Raw genomic sequence first — 17,277 nt, 5'->3', positions numbered from 1 at the left:
GATTACTCCTGAGTCCGGGCGAGGTGGGTTTGCAAACGGGCGATGGTGCTTTCCAGCTCATGCGGCTGGTGGGCGAACAGGTCCGGGCGCTCGGGGATCAGGCTTAGATACTCGCGGTTTTCCAGGGCTCGCAGGCATTCGGCGCAGGTCAGGATCTCCAGGGCGTAGACCCAGTTGGCCATGATCAACAGCGCCGAGTAGTGTCCCGCCAGTGTGGTCGTGGTGCAGGCGTCGCTGACCAGCCGAATGTGATAACCCAGGGCGAACGCATCGAACACCGTGCTGAGTACGCAGACATCGGTCAACACGCCGCAGACGATCAGGGTATCGACCCCGAGCACCTTGAGTCGGGCGTCCAGGTCTGTGCGGTGGAAGGCGCTGTAACGACCCTTGTCCACAATGATTTCATCAGGCTGCGGCGCCAGACGTTCGATGATTTCCACTTGCCGGGTGCCAGCGCGATAACAGCTCGGGCCGCCGTCGGCTGCTCGCGGTTCGCCACGCGGCAAATCACTGCCGTCGGCCTGATTGATGTGGCGGGTATAGATGACAGGCACCCGCTGACGGCGGGCGGTCTCGAGCAGGGCGGCGGTGTTGGCCACCACGGTGTCGAAGTGTTCCAGGACGAAACCGTCCTCCTGCTGTATGTCGATGATCAACAGCGCGTTTTTATTGTTCATCGAGCAAACCTGATCATGGGCCGAAGCACAAAGCACCGGGCACGCCTCGTGATGACGAGACATGGGTGCGTGAATTCCAGTTCGGGTGGGCTCAGTGAACTATTTGCCAGAAACCGTTCTGCTTGGCGGTAACGCTGGCGCGCAGGCGCTTGAAATGGAGGTGCGAAGCGGTCCATTCGCCGCGCAGGTAAGCCTGCTCGGCGCCGGAGGGAAGGGCGAGTGATGGGTGGCGATCATTGATCATTGGAATCGACCCTACACGTCAATCAGCCCCCCGGCTTCGCGTCCGAGGGGCAGGGCAGCGGACTCAGCGGAACGCCGGCACCACGTGTTTGATAAACAGCTCCAGGGATTTTTTCTTCTCCGCGTGGGGCAGGCTGTTATCGCACCAGAAGCTGAACTCGTCGACCCCCAGTTCCTGGTAGTACTTGATGCGCGGGATGATTTCTTCCGGGGTGCCGATCATGGCGGTCTTGTGCAGGCTCTCCAGTTTGAACTCCGGGCGCTCGGCGAACTTCTCTTCCGGGCTCGGTGCCAGGAAGCCGTTGACCGGCACTTCCTTGTTGCCGAACCAGGCATCAAAGGTGCGATAGAACCTGGAGATCGCCTTGGCCCCGACTTTCCAGCCTTCGGGATCATCCGTCGCGTGGACGTGGGTGTGCCGCAGCACCATCAGTTGCGGGCGTGGCACGTCCGGGTTGTTATCCAGCGCGGCCTGAAACTTGTTCTTCAGGTCGAGGACTTCTTCGTCGCCTTTCATCAACGGCGTGACCATGACGTTGCAGCCGTTGGCCACGGCGAAGTTGTGTGAGTCCGGGTCGCGGGCGGCGATCCACATCGGCGGGTTAGGCTTCTGGATCGGCTTCGGCACGCTGGTGGAGGTCGGGAATTTCCAGATATCGCCATCGTGGGCGTAATCGCCTTGCCACAAGGCGCGCACCACCGGAACCATCTCGCGCAGCGCTTGACCGCCGGAGGAGGCGGGCATGCCGCCGGCCATGCGGTCGAATTCTACTTGATACGCGCCACGGGCCAGACCGACTTCCATGCGACCGTTACTGATCACGTCCAGCAGTGCGCATTCGCCGGCGACCCGCAACGGGTGCCAGAACGGCGCAATGATGGTGCCGGCGCCGAGGTGAATCGTGGTGGTCTTGGCGGCCAGGTAGGCCAACAGCGGCATCGGGCTCGGCGAGATGGTGTATTCCATGGCGTGGTGTTCGCCAATCCAGACGGTGCTGAAACCGCCGGCTTCGGCCATCAGGGTCAGTTCGGTCAAGTCTTCGAACAGCTGACGGTGGCTGACACTTTCGTCCCAACGTTCCATGTGCACGAACAGGGAAAACTTCATGACGCTTACCTCGGATCTTTGTTGTTTTGTTGGTATGCCATAACACGACATATTTGCAAAATGTTTATCTTGAAAAGATCAAAAGATCGCAGCCTGCGGCAGCTCCTACATTCTAGCGGCGTACACCTGTAGGAGCTGCCGAAGGCTGCGATCTTTGCTTTCGAATCAGGCAAGGACGGGCAGGGCGCCCATCTTGCCGTGGCAATACACCAGTGGCCCGGCGTTCTGCTGGGGCACGATCAGGTTCTTCACCGCGCCGACCATGATCGCGTGGTCGCCCCCTTCGTATTCGCGCCACAGCTCGCATTCGATCACCGCCGTGGCGTTAGCCAGGATCGGGTTACCCAGCTCGCTCAAGGTCCATTCGATGCCTTGCGCCTTGTCTTTGCCTTTGCGCGCGAAAGCATAGGCTTCGCTCTGCTGGCCGCCGGACAGGACGTGAATGGCAAAGCGTTTGTTCTTGATCAGTACTGGATAGGAATCGGAGCTGTAGTTGGGGCAGAACAGCACCAGGGCCGGGTCCATGGACAGCGAGCTGAAGGCGCTGGCGGTCAGGCCGACGATTTGGCCGTCGTCATCCAGCGTGGTGATCACAGTCACCCCGGAAGGAAACGAACCCATCACTTGTTTGTAGATGGCGGCATCGATCATGGGACGGTCCTCTGGCGGTGTAATGCGGGTTTTTATGTGTTTGTAGGTCTGATGGTATACCGTAATACATAGTTTGCAAGGGCTTTTTTTTCGACCCGATAAACGTATGCCTTCGGTCTTTAAGTCAATGTTTACGGGGCTTTGAGCTAGGTGGGGAGCGAATTTTTGCGGTGCAATTGCGGATCAAATGGGTTCTAAAAGACCGGAGCAGCCTTGTTAAAAAGTTGGAATACCATAATATGGCTCGCATCTGAGGGGCAGCCAAAGAGCTCCCCCGGTTTGGCTTCGTACAACTATAAGATCAGACAAACTAGAGTTCATGCATATGTCCCAGATGTCCCGGCAAGACCCCCTGATCGAGAATCACACGGTCGATTACGTCCCACTCACGGAACGCCACGGGAAGGCCCGCGACCTGTTCACATTATGGTTCAGCACCAACATCGCGCCGCTGCCCATCGTGACCGGCGCCATGGTGGTTCAAGTGTTCCACCTCGACCTGTTCTGGGGGCTGCTGGCGATTGCGCTCGGGCATATGGTCGGCGGCCTGGTGATTGCCCTCGCGTCGGCTCAAGGTCCGCGCATGGGGATTCCGCAGATGGTGCAGAGCCGCGGCCAGTTCGGTCGCTATGGTGCGCTGCTGATCGTGTTTTTCGCGGCAATCATCTACATCGGTTTTTTCATCTCCAACATCGTGCTGGCCGGCAAATCCATTGTCGGCATTGCGCCTTCGGTTCCGGTGCCGGCGAGCATCCTCATCGGCGCCTTGAGCGCCACCGCGATCGGGGTGATCGGTTACCGCTTCATTCACACCCTCAATCGCATCGGGACCTGGGTCATGGGCAGTGCCTTGCTTGCCGGTTTCCTTTACATCTTCGCCCATGACCTGCCGGTGGACTTCTTCACCCGCGGCGGATTCAACCTGTCGGGCTGGCTGGCAACGGTGTCGCTGGGGATCATCTGGCAGATCAGCTTCTCACCTTATGTGTCGGACTACTCACGTTACCTGCCGGCGGATATCGGGATTGCCCGTCCGTTTTTCGCCACGTATCTGGGCGCGACCCTGGGCACCATTCTGTCGTTCACTTTCGGCGCGGTGGCGGTGTTGGCCACTCCGGAAGGCACCGAAGCGATGGCTGCAGTGAAGCAGTCCACCGGCTGGCTGGGGCCGATCCTGATGGTGCTGTTTCTGCTCAACATCATCAGCCACAACGCCTTGAATCTGTATGGCGCGGTGCTGTCGATCATCACCTCGATCCAGACGTTCGCCAGCCAGTGGACGCCCAGCATCAAGGTGCGCGTGGTGTTGTCGAGTGTCGTGCTGGCGGGTTGCTGCTTCGTTGCATTGGGCGCTTCGGCGGATTTCATCTCGCAGTTCATCGGGTTGATTTTGGCGTTGCTGCTGGTGTTGGTGCCTTGGGCGTCGATCAACCTGATTGATTTCTATCTGATCAAGCGTGGCCATTACGATATCGCCTCGATCTTCCGTGCGGACGGCGGGATTTACGGGCGTTTCAACCTGCATGCGATTGTTGCGTATTTCATCGGGATCATCGTGCAGCTGCCGTTTGCCAATACGTCGTTGTATGTCGGGCCGTATGCCAATCTGGTGGAAGGGGCTGATCTGTCGTGGCTGGTGGGGTTGGTGGTGACTTGCCCGCTCTATTACTGCCTGGCAACGCGTGGGCAGGCGCAAGAGAGCAAGGCAGCGAAACTGGGTTACACACACTAGCGCCCGACTTGAGTTCGCGTCTGGAATGCCCGGCCTCTGCCGGGCATTTTTTTTTTGCGCTAGGGTGTGTGTATATCCGTTTCTTCGGTAACGGCTGCTGGCGGTTTCACTTTTACAGCGACTCACTTTTCCAAACGCCGAAAAGTAAGCAAAAGGCTTTGCCCCTCCATTCGGTGCCTCGCCTAGGCTCGGCATGCCCTCACTCCGGCATTGCTCCGGGGGCCCGCCGCCATCGGCCATCCATGGCCGGGGGCGGCTACCGCGGCATCCTTGCCGCGGTGCCCCCTGCGCAACGCCTGCGTTCGGCCTCTGGGAAAGGGGCGGCAGATCTGAAGCCAAAGCAAAGCAACGGCAAGATCAAAAGATCGCAGCCTCGCTTCGCTCGACAGCTCCTACAGGGAAATGCGTTCACTTGACGCCAGGCCGGCCGGCAGGCCGCCGTGCTTTTGATCTTGATGCACCGCCCCCTCGAGAGGCCGAGTGGAGGTTATGCGTAGTGGGCAACCCGGCATGGATGCCGGGTTAGCCGCCCCCGGCCATGGATGGCCGATGGCGGCGGGCCCACGGAGCAGGACCGGAGCGAGGGCATGCCGAGGTTCTCGCCGGGCTGACCATCTCATTAGGGGCAGAAGCGCTTTGGTTACTTTCCGCCGGGCCGCGCAGGCTTTTCGAAAGTGACTCGCTGTAAAAGCGAAACCATAAGCCGCCGTTACCAAAACAATGGATATGCCCCCAACCCAAAAAGCAAAAAAAAAGGCCGCCACAACCCGACGTTGCAGCGACCCGAGGGTGACAGATGAATCACGGCCCACTGGCATGGACCGGCGCCAAATCAATGAGCCCCAGCAGCCTTGTTCAGATCACTCTCAGCCCATTCGGTATAAACGCAAGCATCCGCAGTGGCCCAGCGCACGCGCACCGGGTCGCCAGTCTTCAGCGGCATGCCGGCAGCGGAGAGCGCCTTGACGGTCATCGAGGTGCCGCCCGAAGTCATCACCGTGCAGGTCTGGCTTTCACCCAGGAACAGCACCTCACCGACAATCGCCGACACTTCATTCCAGCCTGCCGCCAGCGGTTCCTGAGTCGCTTGCTCAACGCTCAATGCCAAGGCTTTTTCCGGACGCACCATCAGCAGCACATCCTGATCGGTTTGCAATCCTGCGGTCAGTCGAATCGACAACGATTGCCCTTCAAACGAAGCCACCGCGTTGCCCTGAGCCTTGAGTTTGAGGAAGTTTGAGTTGCCGAGAAACGAAGCGACAAACGCATTCGGCGGGTTCTGGTACAGGTCGAAACCGCTGCCCAAACCGACGATCTTGCCGTGACTGAAAATCGCGATGCGCTGCGACAAGCGCATGGCTTCTTCTTGGTCGTGGGTCACGTAGACAATGGTGATGCCCAAGCGCCGATGCAGCTGGCGCAGTTCATCCTGCAAGTCTTCACGCAGTTTCTTGTCCAGCGCACCGAGCGGTTCGTCCATCAGCAGGATGCGTGGTTCATAAACCAGCGCCCGAGCAATCGCCACACGTTGCTGCTGGCCGCCGGACAGTTGCGAAGGGCGGCGATGGGCGAACTGTTCCAGCTGCACCAGTTTGAGCATCGCATCGACCCGGCGCTCGCGTTCGGCAGTGGCCAGTTTGCGAATGGCCAATGGGAATGCGATGTTGTCGCGTACCGACAGGTGCGGGAACAGCGAATAACGCTGGAACACCATGCCGATGTCACGCTTGTGCGGCGGCACGTTGACCAGCGATTGGCCTTTGACCAGGATCTCGCCGCTGCTCGGGGTTTCGAAGCCGGCGAGCATCGACAGCGTTGTACTTTTACCCGAGCCGCTGGAGCCGAGGAACGTGAGGAATTCGCCATCCTTGATGTCCAGCGAGATGTCGTCCACGGCGGCAAAATCACCGTAGTACTTGTTCAGGTTGCGCAGGCTAACCAACGGTTGGTCGTTCTGATGCGCGGAATCTTTGATCACTGCACTCATGTCGTACTCCTGGGCGCTCAGGCGCTGATTGGGTTTCGCCGGCGAAGGGCGGCGGCGATGACCATGACCAATACCGAGAGGCCGATCAGCAGCGTCGAGGCGACGGCGATCACGGGCGTCAGGTCCTGGCGCAGGGTGGTCCACATTTTCACGGGAAGGGTTTGCAGGGTCGGGCTGGCCATCATCACGCTCAGCACCACTTCATCCCAGGACACCAGGAACGCGAACAGGGCGCCGGCCACCATGCCCGGACGAATCGCCGGAAAGGTCACCTTGAACACCGCTTGCAGGCGCGAGGCGCCACAGATCACCGCGGCATCCTCGATCGACTGATCGAACAGCTTCAGCGAGTTGATGATCGAAATGATGGTGAACGGCAACGCAACAATGACGTGGCTGACTACGAAAGCGAACATCGTCCCGGTGTAGCCCAGTTTCAGGAACAGCGCGTACACCGCCACCGCAATGATCACCAGCGGCACGATCATCGGCAGGGTGAACAGGCCGTAGAGCATTTCCCGTCCCGGGAAGCGTCCACGTACCAGCGCAAAAGCGGTCGGCAGGCCCAACGCCACGGCGAAGAACGTGGTCAGTACCGCGACTTTGAGGCTGGCCACGGCCGCGTTCATCCAGTCGGCGTTGGAGAAGAACTGGCCGTACCATTTCAGTGTCCAGCCCGGCGGCGGGAACACCAGCCACTGGGAGGAACCGAAGGACAACAGCACGATGAACACGATCGGCAGCAACAGGAACAGCGCGATCAATCCGGTCGTGAAGTACAGGCCGAAGCGCATGCGCCGGCTCATGGCATTGGGGGTCAGGAGCATGACGGCTTACCTCGCGTTGCTGGCGCCAACCGGGGATTCCGGCTGGAGCTTCAGGTAGAAGTAGAACAACACCAGCGTAATGACGATCAGCAACGCAGCGCCGGCGCTGGCGAGGCCCCAGTTGAGGAACGACTGCACCTGCTGAATGATGAACTCGGGCAGCATCATGTTCTGCGCACCGCCCAGCAACGCCGGGGTGACGTAGTAACCGAGCGACATCACGAACACCATCAGGCCACCTGAGAACAGCCCCGGCCGGCACAGCGGCAGGAATACCCGGAAGAAGTTGGTCCAGGGGCTCGCGCCGCAGATCGAGCCGGCTTGCAGGATCATCGGGTCGATGGCCTGCATGGTCGCTTGCAGCGGCAGCACGACGAACGGGATCATGATGTAGCTCATGCCGATCACCACGCCAGTGAGGTTGTGCACCATCTCCAGCGGCTGATCGATGATGCCCATCGCCATCAATGCCTTGTTGATCACCCCGGAGGCTTGCAACAGCACCAGCCAGGAATAGGTCCGGGCGAGGAGGCTGGTCCACATCGACAACAGCACGATGTTGAGGATCCAGCGACCCCAGCCACGGGGCACCAGGGTAATGGCCCACGCGAGTGGAAAGCCCAGCAGCAGGCTGAACAATGTCACCAGTCCGGCCACTGAGAAGGTGTTGAGTAAGACCCGCGCATACGCCGAGTTGGCGAACAGCTGCTCGTAGTTGCCCAGACCCGGCACCGGTTCCAGCACGCCGCGCAGTAGCAGCCCAATCAACGGCGCCAGAAAAAACAAACCGAGGAACAGCAGGGCGGGGATCAGGTTACTTGCGCCACGCCAGCGCTGTGCCCGTGAAGGGGATTGGTTCATCGCAGCCGCCTTGCCGAGTGCCGAGCCGGCAGCGCCAGTGGCGCTCCCGGTCTGCGGGGGTTGGCGGGACGCGGTTGCCGTCATTTTCATTTGACCAGCCATTCGTTCCACCGTGTCGCGATGGCCGGACCGTTTTTGGCCCAGTACGCGAAATCAAGAGTGATTTGATCCTTAGCGTAGGCAGTCGGCAGGTTAGGGGCCAGCACCGAATCCAGGCGAGCCACGCTGTCGACGTTGACCGGCGCATAGGCGGTCAGGTTGGAGAAGTCAGCTTGTCCTTTGGCGCTGCTGGCATTGGCCAGGAACTTCATGGCCGCGGCCTTGTTTTTTGTCCCTTTGGGCACGACCAGAATGTCAGCCATGACCAGGTTCTGTTTCCAGCTCACGCCTACCGGTGCGCCGTCTTCTTGCAGGGCGTGGATCCGGCCATTCCAGAACTGCCCCATGCTGACTTCGCCAGAGGCTAGCAACTGTTGCGACTGGGCACCGCCGCCCCACCAGACGATGTCTTTCTTGATGGTGTCGAGTTTCTTGAAGGCGCGATCCAGGTCCAGCGGGTAGAGCTTGTCGGCGGCTACGCCATCAGCCAGCAATGCCAACTCAAGCACGCCAGGGCTTGGCCATTTGTAAAGGGCACGTTTGCCGGGATAGGTCTTGGTGTCGAACAGTGCGGACCAGTCCTGAGGTTTGCTGGCGCCGAGCTTGCCTTCGTTGTAGCCGAGAACGAAGGAGAAGAAGAACGAGCCAACGCCGTGATCAGAGACAAACCGCGGGTCGATTTTATCGCGCTGAATGACCGTGAAATCGAGGGGTTCGAGGAGGCCTTCGGCGGCGGCGCGCAGGGCGAAATCGGCTTCGACATCGACCACGTCCCACTGCACATTGCCGCTTTCGACCATGGCTTTGAGTTTGCCGTAGTCGGTGGGGCCATCCTGGACCACGGTGATGCCGCTGGCTTTGCTGAACGGATCGGCCCAGGCCTGCTTTTGCGCATCCTGGGTGCTACCGCCCCAGCTGACGAAGTTGACACTTTCGGCCGCCATTGCCACGTGACTGGCTGTGGCCAGTAAACCCGCGAACAGTACTGCGGTTGCACGTTTGTTCAACACCATTTTCACGCCCTCATTTGTTGTGTTTTGAGCGGGCTTTGTAGTGCCCGCCTATCGGGAGCAGTAGGTCCATCTGGCCTCTAAAGGCGACCGTGCCAAGGGCTGTTATTGGTGCTTTCCCTGTCGGGCGCACTTGGCTGAAGCGTTCGGTCTATGGAATATCATATTATGGTATTCCAAACTTTGTGCAAGCACTTTGCCTTACCGGCTATCAGCCAAAAGTGCTTTTTTACTGTCTGGTTGAACGCATATCTGTGGCGAGGGAGCTTGCTCCCGCTGGAGTGCGCAGCAGTCCCATTTTTTGGGGCCGCTTCGCAACCCAGCGGGAGCAAGCTCCCTCGCCACAGGGAATGCTTCGGGATCACTGGGTGAACGGGATGCTCTCCACCACTTCCAGGTCGTAGCCGGTCAAACCCGCGTATTTCAGCGGCGGGCCAAGATGACGCAGCTTGCCCACGCCAAGATCCTGCAGAATCTGCGCCCCGGTACCGACTTCAGAATAGATGTGCGACTGCGAACGGCTGAACTGCCGTGGCGGCTGGGTCAGCTGCGGCACACGCTCCAGCAGCGCTTGCGACGACTCATGATTGGCGAGCACCACCACCACGCCGCGACCTTCCTCGGCGACTCGCTGCAGCGCTGCCCACAACGTCCAGTTGGACGGTCCGCTGTATTCGGCGCCGACCAGATCGCGCAGCGGATCGATCACATGCACGCGCACCAGCGTCGGTTCGTCCCGGTGCAACTTGCCCATGACCATTGCCATGTGGACGCCGCCTTCGATGCGGTCTTCAAAAGTGATCAGCCGGAAAGTGCCATGCACCGTGGGCAGTTCACGTTCACCGATCCGTACCACGGTGTGTTCGGTGCTGAGGCGATAGTGGATCAGGTCGGCGATGGTGCCGATTTTGATCCCGTGCTTGCGCGCGAACACTTCCAGGTCCGGGCGGCGGGCCATGGTGCCGTCATCGTTCATCACTTCGACGATCACAGAGGCCGGGGTGAAGCCGGCCAGGCGTGCCAGGTCGCAACCGGCTTCAGTGTGACCGGCGCGGGTCAGCACGCCGCCTTCCTTGGCGCGCAAGGGGAAGATGTGGCCGGGTTGCACAAGGTCGGTGGGCCCGGCATTAACGGCGACCGCGGCTGCCACGGTACGCGCCCGGTCGGCGGCGGAGATGCCGGTGGTTACGCCGACGGCGGCCTCGATAGACACGGTGAACGCGGTGCTGAATACGCTGCCATTGCTCGGCACCATCTGCTCCAGCCCGAGGCGTTGGCAGTGGTCGTCGGTCAGGGTCAAGCAGATCAGGCCGCGAGCTTCCCGGGCCATGAAACTGACGGCCTCGGCCGTGCAGCAATCGGCGGCCAGCAGCAAGTCGCCTTCGTTTTCCCGATCCTCGTCATCGACCAGGAGCACCATCTTGCCTTGTCGATAGTCTTCGATGATTTCTTCGATGCTGTTGAAGGCCATGTTGGGATTCTCAGTGTTTGGTGGAAATATTTTGTGGTATACCATAATACAAAATAAACCGAGAGGTCACTATGAAGGCGTACTGGATTGCTCATGTAGATGTCACCGACCCTGATCAATACAGCCAATACACCCAGCGGGCGCCGGCGGCCTTTGCGTTGTATGGCGGCCGGATGTTGGCCCGGGGCGGGCGCAGCGAAGCGCTGGAAGGCGGGCCCACGCCGCAGCGCAACGTGGTTATTGAATTCGACTCGTACGAACAGGCGCTGGCCTGCTACCAGTCGGAGGAATATCAGGAGGCGAAACGGCACCGTGAGGGCGTGGCCCGGGCTCAGATCATTATTGTCGAGGGCGTGGCGCCCTGAGGGATGTCAGCGAATGAAGTGGATCTTGCCGGTATCGTCGTTGCCGATGTAGATGCCGTAAACCCCAGCCTGGCGTTCCTCGATATAGCGTTCGAGGATCTGCCGGATTGCCGGGTAGTAGATGCTGTCCCAAGGGATGTCCTCGGGTGCGAAGAATTTGTAGTCGAGGGTTTCCGGCCCGTACTGGCCGGTGATCTCCAGCGCGATGGCGCGGAAGATGATGTACACCTCGCTGATCTTCGGCACGCTGAAGATCGAGTAGGGCGAGAGAATTTCCGCGCGCACGCCGCTCTCTTCCCAGACTTCGCGCAGCGCTGCCTGTTCGGTGGTCTCGCCGCCTTCCATGAAGCCCGCCGGCAGCGTCCAGGTACCAGGACGCGGCGGGATGGCGCGTTGACACAGCAAATACTTGCCGTCCTGCTCGATGATGCAGCCGGCAATGATTTTCGGATTGACGTAATGGATGTAGCCGCAACCGCGGCACATCAGGCGTTCGTGCGTATCGCCCGGCGGCAGCTGGTGACTGAGGTCACTGCCGCCGCACTTTGGGCAAAAGCTCGGGCTGAACATCTTTAGCGACCTATGCGCGGTTCTTTAAGTGCGATGGGCAGGGTGATTGCCGGGATCGCCCCGGTTTCTTCCTGTTTGCGCTTGAGGTAATCGAGAGCGACAGTCGCGGCGGCGCGCACGTGGTCGACGCAAGCTTGGTGGGCGGCGAGGGGGTCGCCACTCTTGATCGCCTCCACCATCCGTTCCATTTCCTGATTACTCGCACCACGACGGTTTTCCTGGGACACCGAAGTCGCCCGCAGGTAGCTGATCCGTGCCTGCAACTGACGCAGCTGAGTGGCCGCGACATGGTTGCCGGAACCTTCTAGCAGCACATCGTAGAAGCCCTGAACCGAATCGATCACCTGTTGCAGCTCGCCGTCCTTGAGGGCCTTGCGGTTTTCCTCGAGGGCTTTTTCCAGGGCCTTGATGTCTTTGGCTTTGGCGCGCAGGGTGAACAGCTGGACGATCAGGCCTTCGAGCACGCAACGCAGCTCGTAGATATCACCGGCGTCAGAGAGGGTAATGATCGCGACCCGTGGGCCCTTGGCGTCGGCGAATTCCACCAGGCCTTCGGATTCCAGGTGACGCAAGGCTTCGCGTACGGACGTGCGGCTGACGCCCAGGCGATCGCACAGATCGCGCTCGACCAGACGGTCTCCCGGCAGGAGCTGGAAGTTCATGATGGCGCTTCGCAGTTTATCCAGCACGATTTCGCGCAGGGTAACGGGGTTGCGATTGACCTTGAAGCTGTCGTCGAGTGGCAGGCGTTTCATGGGGTCCGCTCTGAGTGTGGCTGTCCATGCAAAAAGAGCACTTCGATCACAAGAATCTCCGTGCTCGGTCAGATCAAACAGCCAAGGGTTAACTGGAGGCCTCGGCATCGGCTTCGGCGAAGGCTTCACGGGCGAGCCGGAAACTGTCTACGGCAGCGGGGACACCGCAATAAATACCGACCTGAAGCAGAATTTCGCGTATTTGTTCACGAGTCAGTCCGTTACGCAAGGCGCCGCGTACATGCAGCTTGAGTTCGTGAGGCCGATTGAGGGCCGAAATCATGGCCAAGTTTATCATGCTGCGCTCTTTAAGCGACAAACCCTCACGGCCCCAGACGTGGCCCCAGCAGTACTCGGTGACCATTTCCTGCAGTGGCCGGGTGAAGTCGTCGGCGTTCTCGATGGAGCGTTTCACGTAGGCTTCGCCCAGTACCTGGGTGCGGATTTTCAGCCCCTGTTCATATTTCTCATTGCTCATCGCGGTGTGCTCCCGAAGTCTTCCAATCCGCCCATCAGGGTGTATTTGAGTTCCAGATAATCCTCGATGCCGTACTTGGAACCTTCACGGCCCAGGCCCGAGGATTTGATGCCACCAAAGGGCGCGACTTCAGTGGATATCAGCCCTTCGTTAATCCCGACCATGCCGTACTCCAGCGCTTCGCTCATGCGCCACGCGCGACCGAGATCGCGGGTGTAGCAATAGGCGGCGAGGCCGAATTCGGTGTCGTTGGCCATGTGGATCGCCTCGGCTTCAGTCTCGAAGTGGAACACGGCTGCCAGCGGACCAAAGGTTTCGTCTTGGGCGACTTTCATCGAAGAGGTCACGCCGGCCAGCACCGTCGGCTGGAAGAATCCGTGTCCGAGGGCATGACGTTCGCCGCCGCAGAGCAGTTGGGCACCCTGAGCGAGCGCGTCCTGAACGTGGTCTTCGACTTTGGCCACGGCGCGATCGTTGATCAGCGGGCCTTGATTCACGCCGGTGTCGAAGCCGCTGCCGACGTGCAGTTGCTTGACCCGCTCGGCCAGGCGAGCGACGAAGGCGTCGTGTATGCCGTCCTGCACCAGGAAGCGATTGACGCACACGCAGGTCTGCCCGGCGTTGCGGAATTTGGCAATCAGCGCACCCTCGACGGCACGCTCCAGGTTGGCGTCGTCAAACACGATGAAGGGTGCATTGCCCCCCAGTTCCAGCGAGACTTTTTTCAGCGTCGGCGCGCACTGGGCCATCAACAGTTTGCCGATGGCGGTGGAACCGGTGAACGACAGCTTGCGCACCAGCGGGCTGGCGGTCAGCTCGCCACCGATGGCCACGGCGTCGCCGGTGATCACGTTAAAAATGCCCGGCGGAATGCCGGCCTGTTCAGCCAGCGCGGCCATGGCCAATGCCGAGAACGGCGTTTCCGGTGCCGGTTTAACAATGCACGGGCAACCCGCCGCCAGTGCCGGGCCGGCCTTGCGGGTGATCATCGCCGCCGGGAAATTCCACGGCGTGATGGCTGCTACGACGCCGATTGGCTCTTTGCTGACTACGATGCGCGCATCGCCTTTGTGGCTGGGAATGGTGTCGCCGTAGATGCGCTTGGCTTCTTCGGCGAACCACTCGATGAAGCTCGCGGCGTAGAGGATTTCACCCTTGGCTTCGGCCAGTGGCTTGCCTTGTTCGAGGGTGAGGATTTCTGCCAGCGCATCGGCATTTTCAATCATCAGCGCGTGCCAGCGTTTCAGCGTCTGGCTGCGTTCTTTAGCGGTCAGCGCACGCCAGGCCGGCCAGGCCTTGTTGGCGGCGGCGATGGCCTGACGGGCGTGCTCGGCGCCCAGGTTCGGCACCCGGCCGATCAACTCGCCGGTGGCCGGGTTGAAGATGTCCTGACAGGCGCCTTCCGGGGCATCCAGCCATTGGCCGTCGATATAGGCCTGCTGACGGAACAGTTGCGAGGCTGCTGGGTTCATGCCGGCTCCTGGGAATGTAAAAATTTTGCGCCGAATGCGGTACCTGTGGCAGCGAGCTTGCTCGCGAATGCGGACTGATATTCACAATCAATGTCGACTGACCTACCGCTTTCGCGAGCAAGCTCGCTCCCACAGGGTTTTGTGCACGACTATCAGGCCAGGGTGGGCAGGGGACCCAGCTTGCCTTTGTGATAGATCATCGGCGTCACCGGTTGCTCGGGCAGAATCAGGTTCTTCACCGCGCCGACGATGATCGCGTGGTCACCGCCGTCGTATTCGCGCCACAGTTCGCACTCGATGATTGCCGTGGCGTTGCCCAGCAGCGGATTGCCCAGCGCGCTCAAGTGCCAGTCGATGCCATTGGCCTTGTCCTTGCCTTTACCGGCAAACGCATAGGCTTCGGCGGTCTGGGCGGCGGACAGCAAGTGAATCGCGAACTGCTTGCTGTCGCGCAGGATCGGGTACGTGTCGGAGGCATAGTTGGGGCAGAACAGCACCAGTGCCGGATCAATTGACAGCGCACTGAAAGCGCTGGCAGTAATGCCGACGATGCCGCCGTCCGGGTCCAGGGTGGTGACCACCGTGACCCCGGAGGGGAACGAGCTCATGACGTCTTTGTAAATGCCGGGTTCGATCATTTCGTCAATCTCCTAGCGCATCACGAAGGGGTCAGGCATCGGTGCCTGGGAGAGGTTGATCCACACCGTTTTCAGCTCGGTGTAGGCCAGCACCGAATCGATGCCGCTCTCGCGTCCATAGCCGCTGTTCTTGAAGCCGCCGATCGGCGCCATGGCCGACACGGCGCGGTAGGTGTTGACCCAGATGATCCCGGAGCGCACATCCCGGGCCAGGCGATGAGCCCTGCCCAGATCACGGGTCCAGATGCCGGCGGCGAGGCCGAACTGCGAGTCGTTGGCAATCGCCAGCGCTTCGGCTTCATCCTTGAAACGAATCACCGAGGCCACCGGACCGAAGACCTCTTCCTGCATGATCTTCATCGAGTTGCGATCACACTCGAACAAGGTCGGCTCGTAGAACCAGCCATCGCCCAGATTCTGCGGACGCTTGCCGCCCAGGCGCAGGCGCGCACCTTCGGCGATGGCATCGGCGACCAACCCTTCGACCACGGCCAGTTGCTGCGCGGTGGCCATCGGGCCCATTTCGCTGCTGTCTTCCTGCGGGTTACCGATGCGGATGCGTTTGGCGCGTTCGACCAAACGATCGACGAACTCATCGTAGATTTCGTCCTGCACCAGCAGCCGTGAGCCGGAGACGCAACTCTGACCGGAGGCCGCGTAGATCCCGGCAATCGCGCCGTTGATCGCGCTGTCGAGGTCGGCGTCGGCGAAGATAATATTCGGCGATTTGCCGCCCAGTTCCAGCGACAGCTTGGCGAAGTTCTCGGCGCTGCTGCGCACCACATGCCGCGCCGTCGCGGCACCACCGGTGAAGGCGATTTTGCGGATCAGCGGATGGCGGGTGAGGGCTGCGCCAGTGCTTGGGCCGTAACCGGTAACGACGTTGACCACGCCTGGCGGGATGCCGGCTTCCAGCGCCAAACGGGCCAGTTCAAGAATGGTTGCCGAAGCGTGCTCCGACGGTTTGATCACGATGGTGTTGCCCGCCGCCAGAGCCGGGGCGAGTTTGATCGCGGTCAGATAAAGAGGGCTGTTCCAGGGAATGATCGCGGCGACCACGCCCATGGCTTCGTGCACGGTGTAGGCAAACAGGTCCGGCTTGTCGAGGGGTAGGGTGCCGCCTTCGAGTTTGTCGGCCAGGCCCGCGGTGTAGTGGAAGAACTCCGGCAAGTAGCTGACCTGACCACGGGTTTCGCGGATCAGCTTGCCGTTGTCACGGCTTTCCAGCTGCGCCAGGTGCTCCTTGTTTTCAGCGATCAGATCGCCCAGACGCCGCAGCAGTTTGCCCCGGGCGGTGGCGGTCAGACCACGCCAGGCCGGGCTGTCGAAAGCCGTCTGCGCCGCTTGTACAGCGCGTTCGACGTCGGCTTCGTCGGCATCGGGCAGTTCGGCCCAGGCTTGGGCCAAGGCCGGGTTCAGGCTTTCAAAGGTCTTGCCGGACAGGGCATCGACCCATTCACCGCCGATGCACATCTGGAAGCGTGCGAGTGTCATGCAACGATCCCCTTTATTTGGTTTTGTCGGGAGTGCGTCGTGTCGAGAAACTCCAGCAGCAGCTGGTTGACCAGACGCGGTGATTCTACGGGCATCATATGCCGCTGCTCGGCGAGCACGGCAACTGTCGCGCCGGGAATGCGTGCGGCCAATTGCTCGGCCATTTGCGGCGTCGAGCCAGGATCGAGTTCGCCGGTGGCGACCAGCGTCGGCACCTGAATGCTGGACAGGTCTTCGGCGCGATACATGTCCTGGGTCGCGAACAGCTCATAAGTGGTCAGGTAACCCTGCGGGTCATTACCTGCCAGGGTCTGACGCAGAGCGGCAATCTGCGCCGGGTTGGCCGCCTGATATTCACGGCTGAACCAGCGCGACAGGGCGGCCTCGGCGTTGGCATCCGGTCCGTGCTCGGCCGCTTGAGCGGTGCGGGCGATGACCCCAGCACGCTGTTCGGGGCTGCGATTGAATACGCTGTTGAGCACCACCAGGCCTTGCAGGCGTTGCGGGTAATGCAAGGCAAATGCCCGCGCCACCAGCCCGCCCATGGAAAAACCGATCACCGTCGCCTGGGGCAATTGCAGGTGATCGAGCAGCTCCAGCAACTGGTCGGCATAGCCGAGCAGGGGGGTGCCGCTTTCCGGGCGCGGGCTGGCGCCATGGCCCAGCATGTCGTAGGCAATCACACGGTATTGAGTGGACAGGCCAACGACCTGGCCGCCCCACATTTCTTTGTTCAGGCCCACGCCGTGGATCAATACCACGGGCTGGCCTTGGCCGGTCGCCAGGTAACTGGTGCCAGCCGGGGTGAGTTCAGCGGTGAGCCGAATCATGGAGCG

The 17,277-nt window shown here is 60.7% G+C and carries 18 protein-coding genes and 1 pseudogene; 2 read left to right on the top strand and 17 right to left on the bottom strand.

Features of this window, described 5'->3' with window-relative positions; all coding sequences use genetic code 11:
* Positions 1-2: 2 nt before the first annotated feature.
* From ACA059_RS19280 to ACA059_RS19265, 4 genes are all read right to left on the bottom strand, one after another.
* Positions 3-680, bottom strand: a complete 678-nt coding sequence (locus tag ACA059_RS19280; RefSeq protein ID WP_497630572.1) for a cysteine hydrolase family protein — start codon at positions 678-680, stop codon at positions 3-5.
* A 91-nt stretch (positions 681-771) separates the two neighbouring features.
* Positions 772-924 (bottom strand): hypothetical protein, encoded by a 153-nt coding sequence (locus tag ACA059_RS19275; RefSeq protein ID WP_497630571.1) that lies wholly within the window; start codon positions 922-924, stop codon positions 772-774.
* A gap of 63 nt (positions 925-987) precedes the next feature.
* Positions 988-2,031, bottom strand: a complete 1,044-nt coding sequence (locus ACA059_RS19270; RefSeq protein WP_056740497.1) for an LLM class flavin-dependent oxidoreductase — start codon at positions 2,029-2,031, stop codon at positions 988-990.
* A 165-nt stretch (positions 2,032-2,196) separates the two neighbouring features.
* The gene (locus ACA059_RS19265; RefSeq protein WP_056740501.1) at positions 2,197-2,682 is read right to left on the bottom strand and encodes a flavin reductase family protein; all 486 of its coding nucleotides are present in this window, start codon (positions 2,680-2,682) and stop codon (positions 2,197-2,199) included.
* Positions 2,683-3,007: 325 nt separating this feature from the next.
* Here ACA059_RS19265 and ACA059_RS19260 point away from each other — a divergent pair, with 325 nt between their 5' ends.
* Positions 3,008-4,414, top strand: a complete 1,407-nt coding sequence (locus tag ACA059_RS19260) for a purine-cytosine permease family protein (protein ID WP_497630569.1) — start codon at positions 3,008-3,010, stop codon at positions 4,412-4,414.
* Positions 4,415-5,246: 832 nt separating this feature from the next.
* On the opposite strand, the gene ACA059_RS19255 is transcribed toward ACA059_RS19260, so the two are convergent.
* The 6 genes and pseudogenes from ACA059_RS19255 to ribBA all read right to left on the bottom strand — a co-directional run bounded on the left by ACA059_RS19255 (position 5,247) and on the right by ribBA (position 10,669).
* Positions 5,247-6,401, bottom strand: coding sequence for an ABC transporter ATP-binding protein (locus tag ACA059_RS19255; RefSeq protein WP_497630568.1), 1,155 nt, complete (start codon positions 6,399-6,401; stop codon positions 5,247-5,249).
* Positions 6,402-6,418: 17 nt separating this feature from the next.
* Positions 6,419-7,228 carry an ABC transporter permease gene (locus ACA059_RS19250; RefSeq protein ID WP_454247707.1) on the bottom strand — a complete coding sequence of 270 codons (810 nt, stop codon included), beginning with the start codon at positions 7,226-7,228 and terminating at the stop codon, positions 6,419-6,421.
* A gap of 6 nt (positions 7,229-7,234) precedes the next feature.
* Positions 7,235-8,179 (bottom strand): ABC transporter permease, encoded by a 945-nt coding sequence (locus tag ACA059_RS19245; protein ID WP_497634698.1) that lies wholly within the window; start codon positions 8,177-8,179, stop codon positions 7,235-7,237.
* Positions 8,176-9,201: an ABC transporter substrate-binding protein gene (locus tag ACA059_RS19240; RefSeq protein WP_497630567.1), complete on the bottom strand. Its 1,026-nt coding sequence runs from the start codon at positions 9,199-9,201 to the stop codon at positions 8,176-8,178. The genes ACA059_RS19245 and ACA059_RS19240 overlap by 4 nt, the downstream gene beginning before the upstream one ends.
* A gap of 248 nt (positions 9,202-9,449) precedes the next feature.
* Positions 9,450-9,545 (bottom strand): annotated as a pseudogene (locus ACA059_RS19235) (N-acetyltransferase); the annotation flags it as partial.
* Between the two features lie 14 nt (positions 9,546-9,559).
* Complete coding sequence (gene ribBA / locus ACA059_RS19230) at positions 9,560-10,669, bottom strand: bifunctional 3,4-dihydroxy-2-butanone-4-phosphate synthase/GTP cyclohydrolase II (protein WP_497630566.1); 1,110 nt, start codon at positions 10,667-10,669, stop codon at positions 9,560-9,562.
* A gap of 71 nt (positions 10,670-10,740) precedes the next feature.
* Between ribBA and ACA059_RS19225 the strand changes: the two genes are divergently transcribed.
* Complete coding sequence (locus tag ACA059_RS19225; protein WP_033057753.1) at positions 10,741-11,034, top strand: DUF1330 domain-containing protein; 294 nt, start codon at positions 10,741-10,743, stop codon at positions 11,032-11,034.
* Between the two features lie 6 nt (positions 11,035-11,040).
* Here the strand turns inward: ACA059_RS19225 and ACA059_RS19220 are convergent, their stop codons facing one another.
* From ACA059_RS19220 to ACA059_RS19190, 7 genes are all read right to left on the bottom strand, one after another.
* Complete coding sequence (locus tag ACA059_RS19220) at positions 11,041-11,604, bottom strand: NUDIX hydrolase (protein WP_095152785.1); 564 nt, start codon at positions 11,602-11,604, stop codon at positions 11,041-11,043.
* Between the two features lie 2 nt (positions 11,605-11,606).
* Positions 11,607-12,359: a GntR family transcriptional regulator gene (locus ACA059_RS19215; protein WP_497630565.1), complete on the bottom strand. Its 753-nt coding sequence runs from the start codon at positions 12,357-12,359 to the stop codon at positions 11,607-11,609.
* 88 nt (positions 12,360-12,447) lie between these two features.
* On the bottom strand, positions 12,448-12,837 hold the full coding sequence (locus tag ACA059_RS19210; protein WP_046049783.1) for a carboxymuconolactone decarboxylase family protein: 390 nt from the start codon (positions 12,835-12,837) through the stop codon (positions 12,448-12,450).
* Positions 12,834-14,309, bottom strand: coding sequence for an NAD-dependent succinate-semialdehyde dehydrogenase (locus tag ACA059_RS19205; protein ID WP_497630563.1), 1,476 nt, complete (start codon positions 14,307-14,309; stop codon positions 12,834-12,836). Before ACA059_RS19205 ends, ACA059_RS19210 begins: the two co-directional genes overlap by 4 nt.
* 152 nt (positions 14,310-14,461) lie before the next feature.
* Positions 14,462-14,947: a flavin reductase family protein gene (locus ACA059_RS19200; protein ID WP_497630562.1), complete on the bottom strand. Its 486-nt coding sequence runs from the start codon at positions 14,945-14,947 to the stop codon at positions 14,462-14,464.
* 12 nt (positions 14,948-14,959) lie between these two features.
* Positions 14,960-16,441, bottom strand: a complete 1,482-nt coding sequence (locus tag ACA059_RS19195; protein WP_033057762.1) for an aldehyde dehydrogenase — start codon at positions 16,439-16,441, stop codon at positions 14,960-14,962.
* On the bottom strand, positions 16,438-17,271 hold the full coding sequence (locus tag ACA059_RS19190) for an alpha/beta fold hydrolase (RefSeq protein WP_497630561.1): 834 nt from the start codon (positions 17,269-17,271) through the stop codon (positions 16,438-16,440). Before ACA059_RS19190 ends, ACA059_RS19195 begins: the two co-directional genes overlap by 4 nt.
* Positions 17,272-17,277 lie beyond the last annotated feature (6 nt).

The sequence above is a fragment of the Pseudomonas sp. LBUM1647 genome, assembly GCF_059716175.1.
Note: the sequence above shows the minus strand (reverse complement) of the source record. Positions and strands in the feature narration are given on the sequence as shown.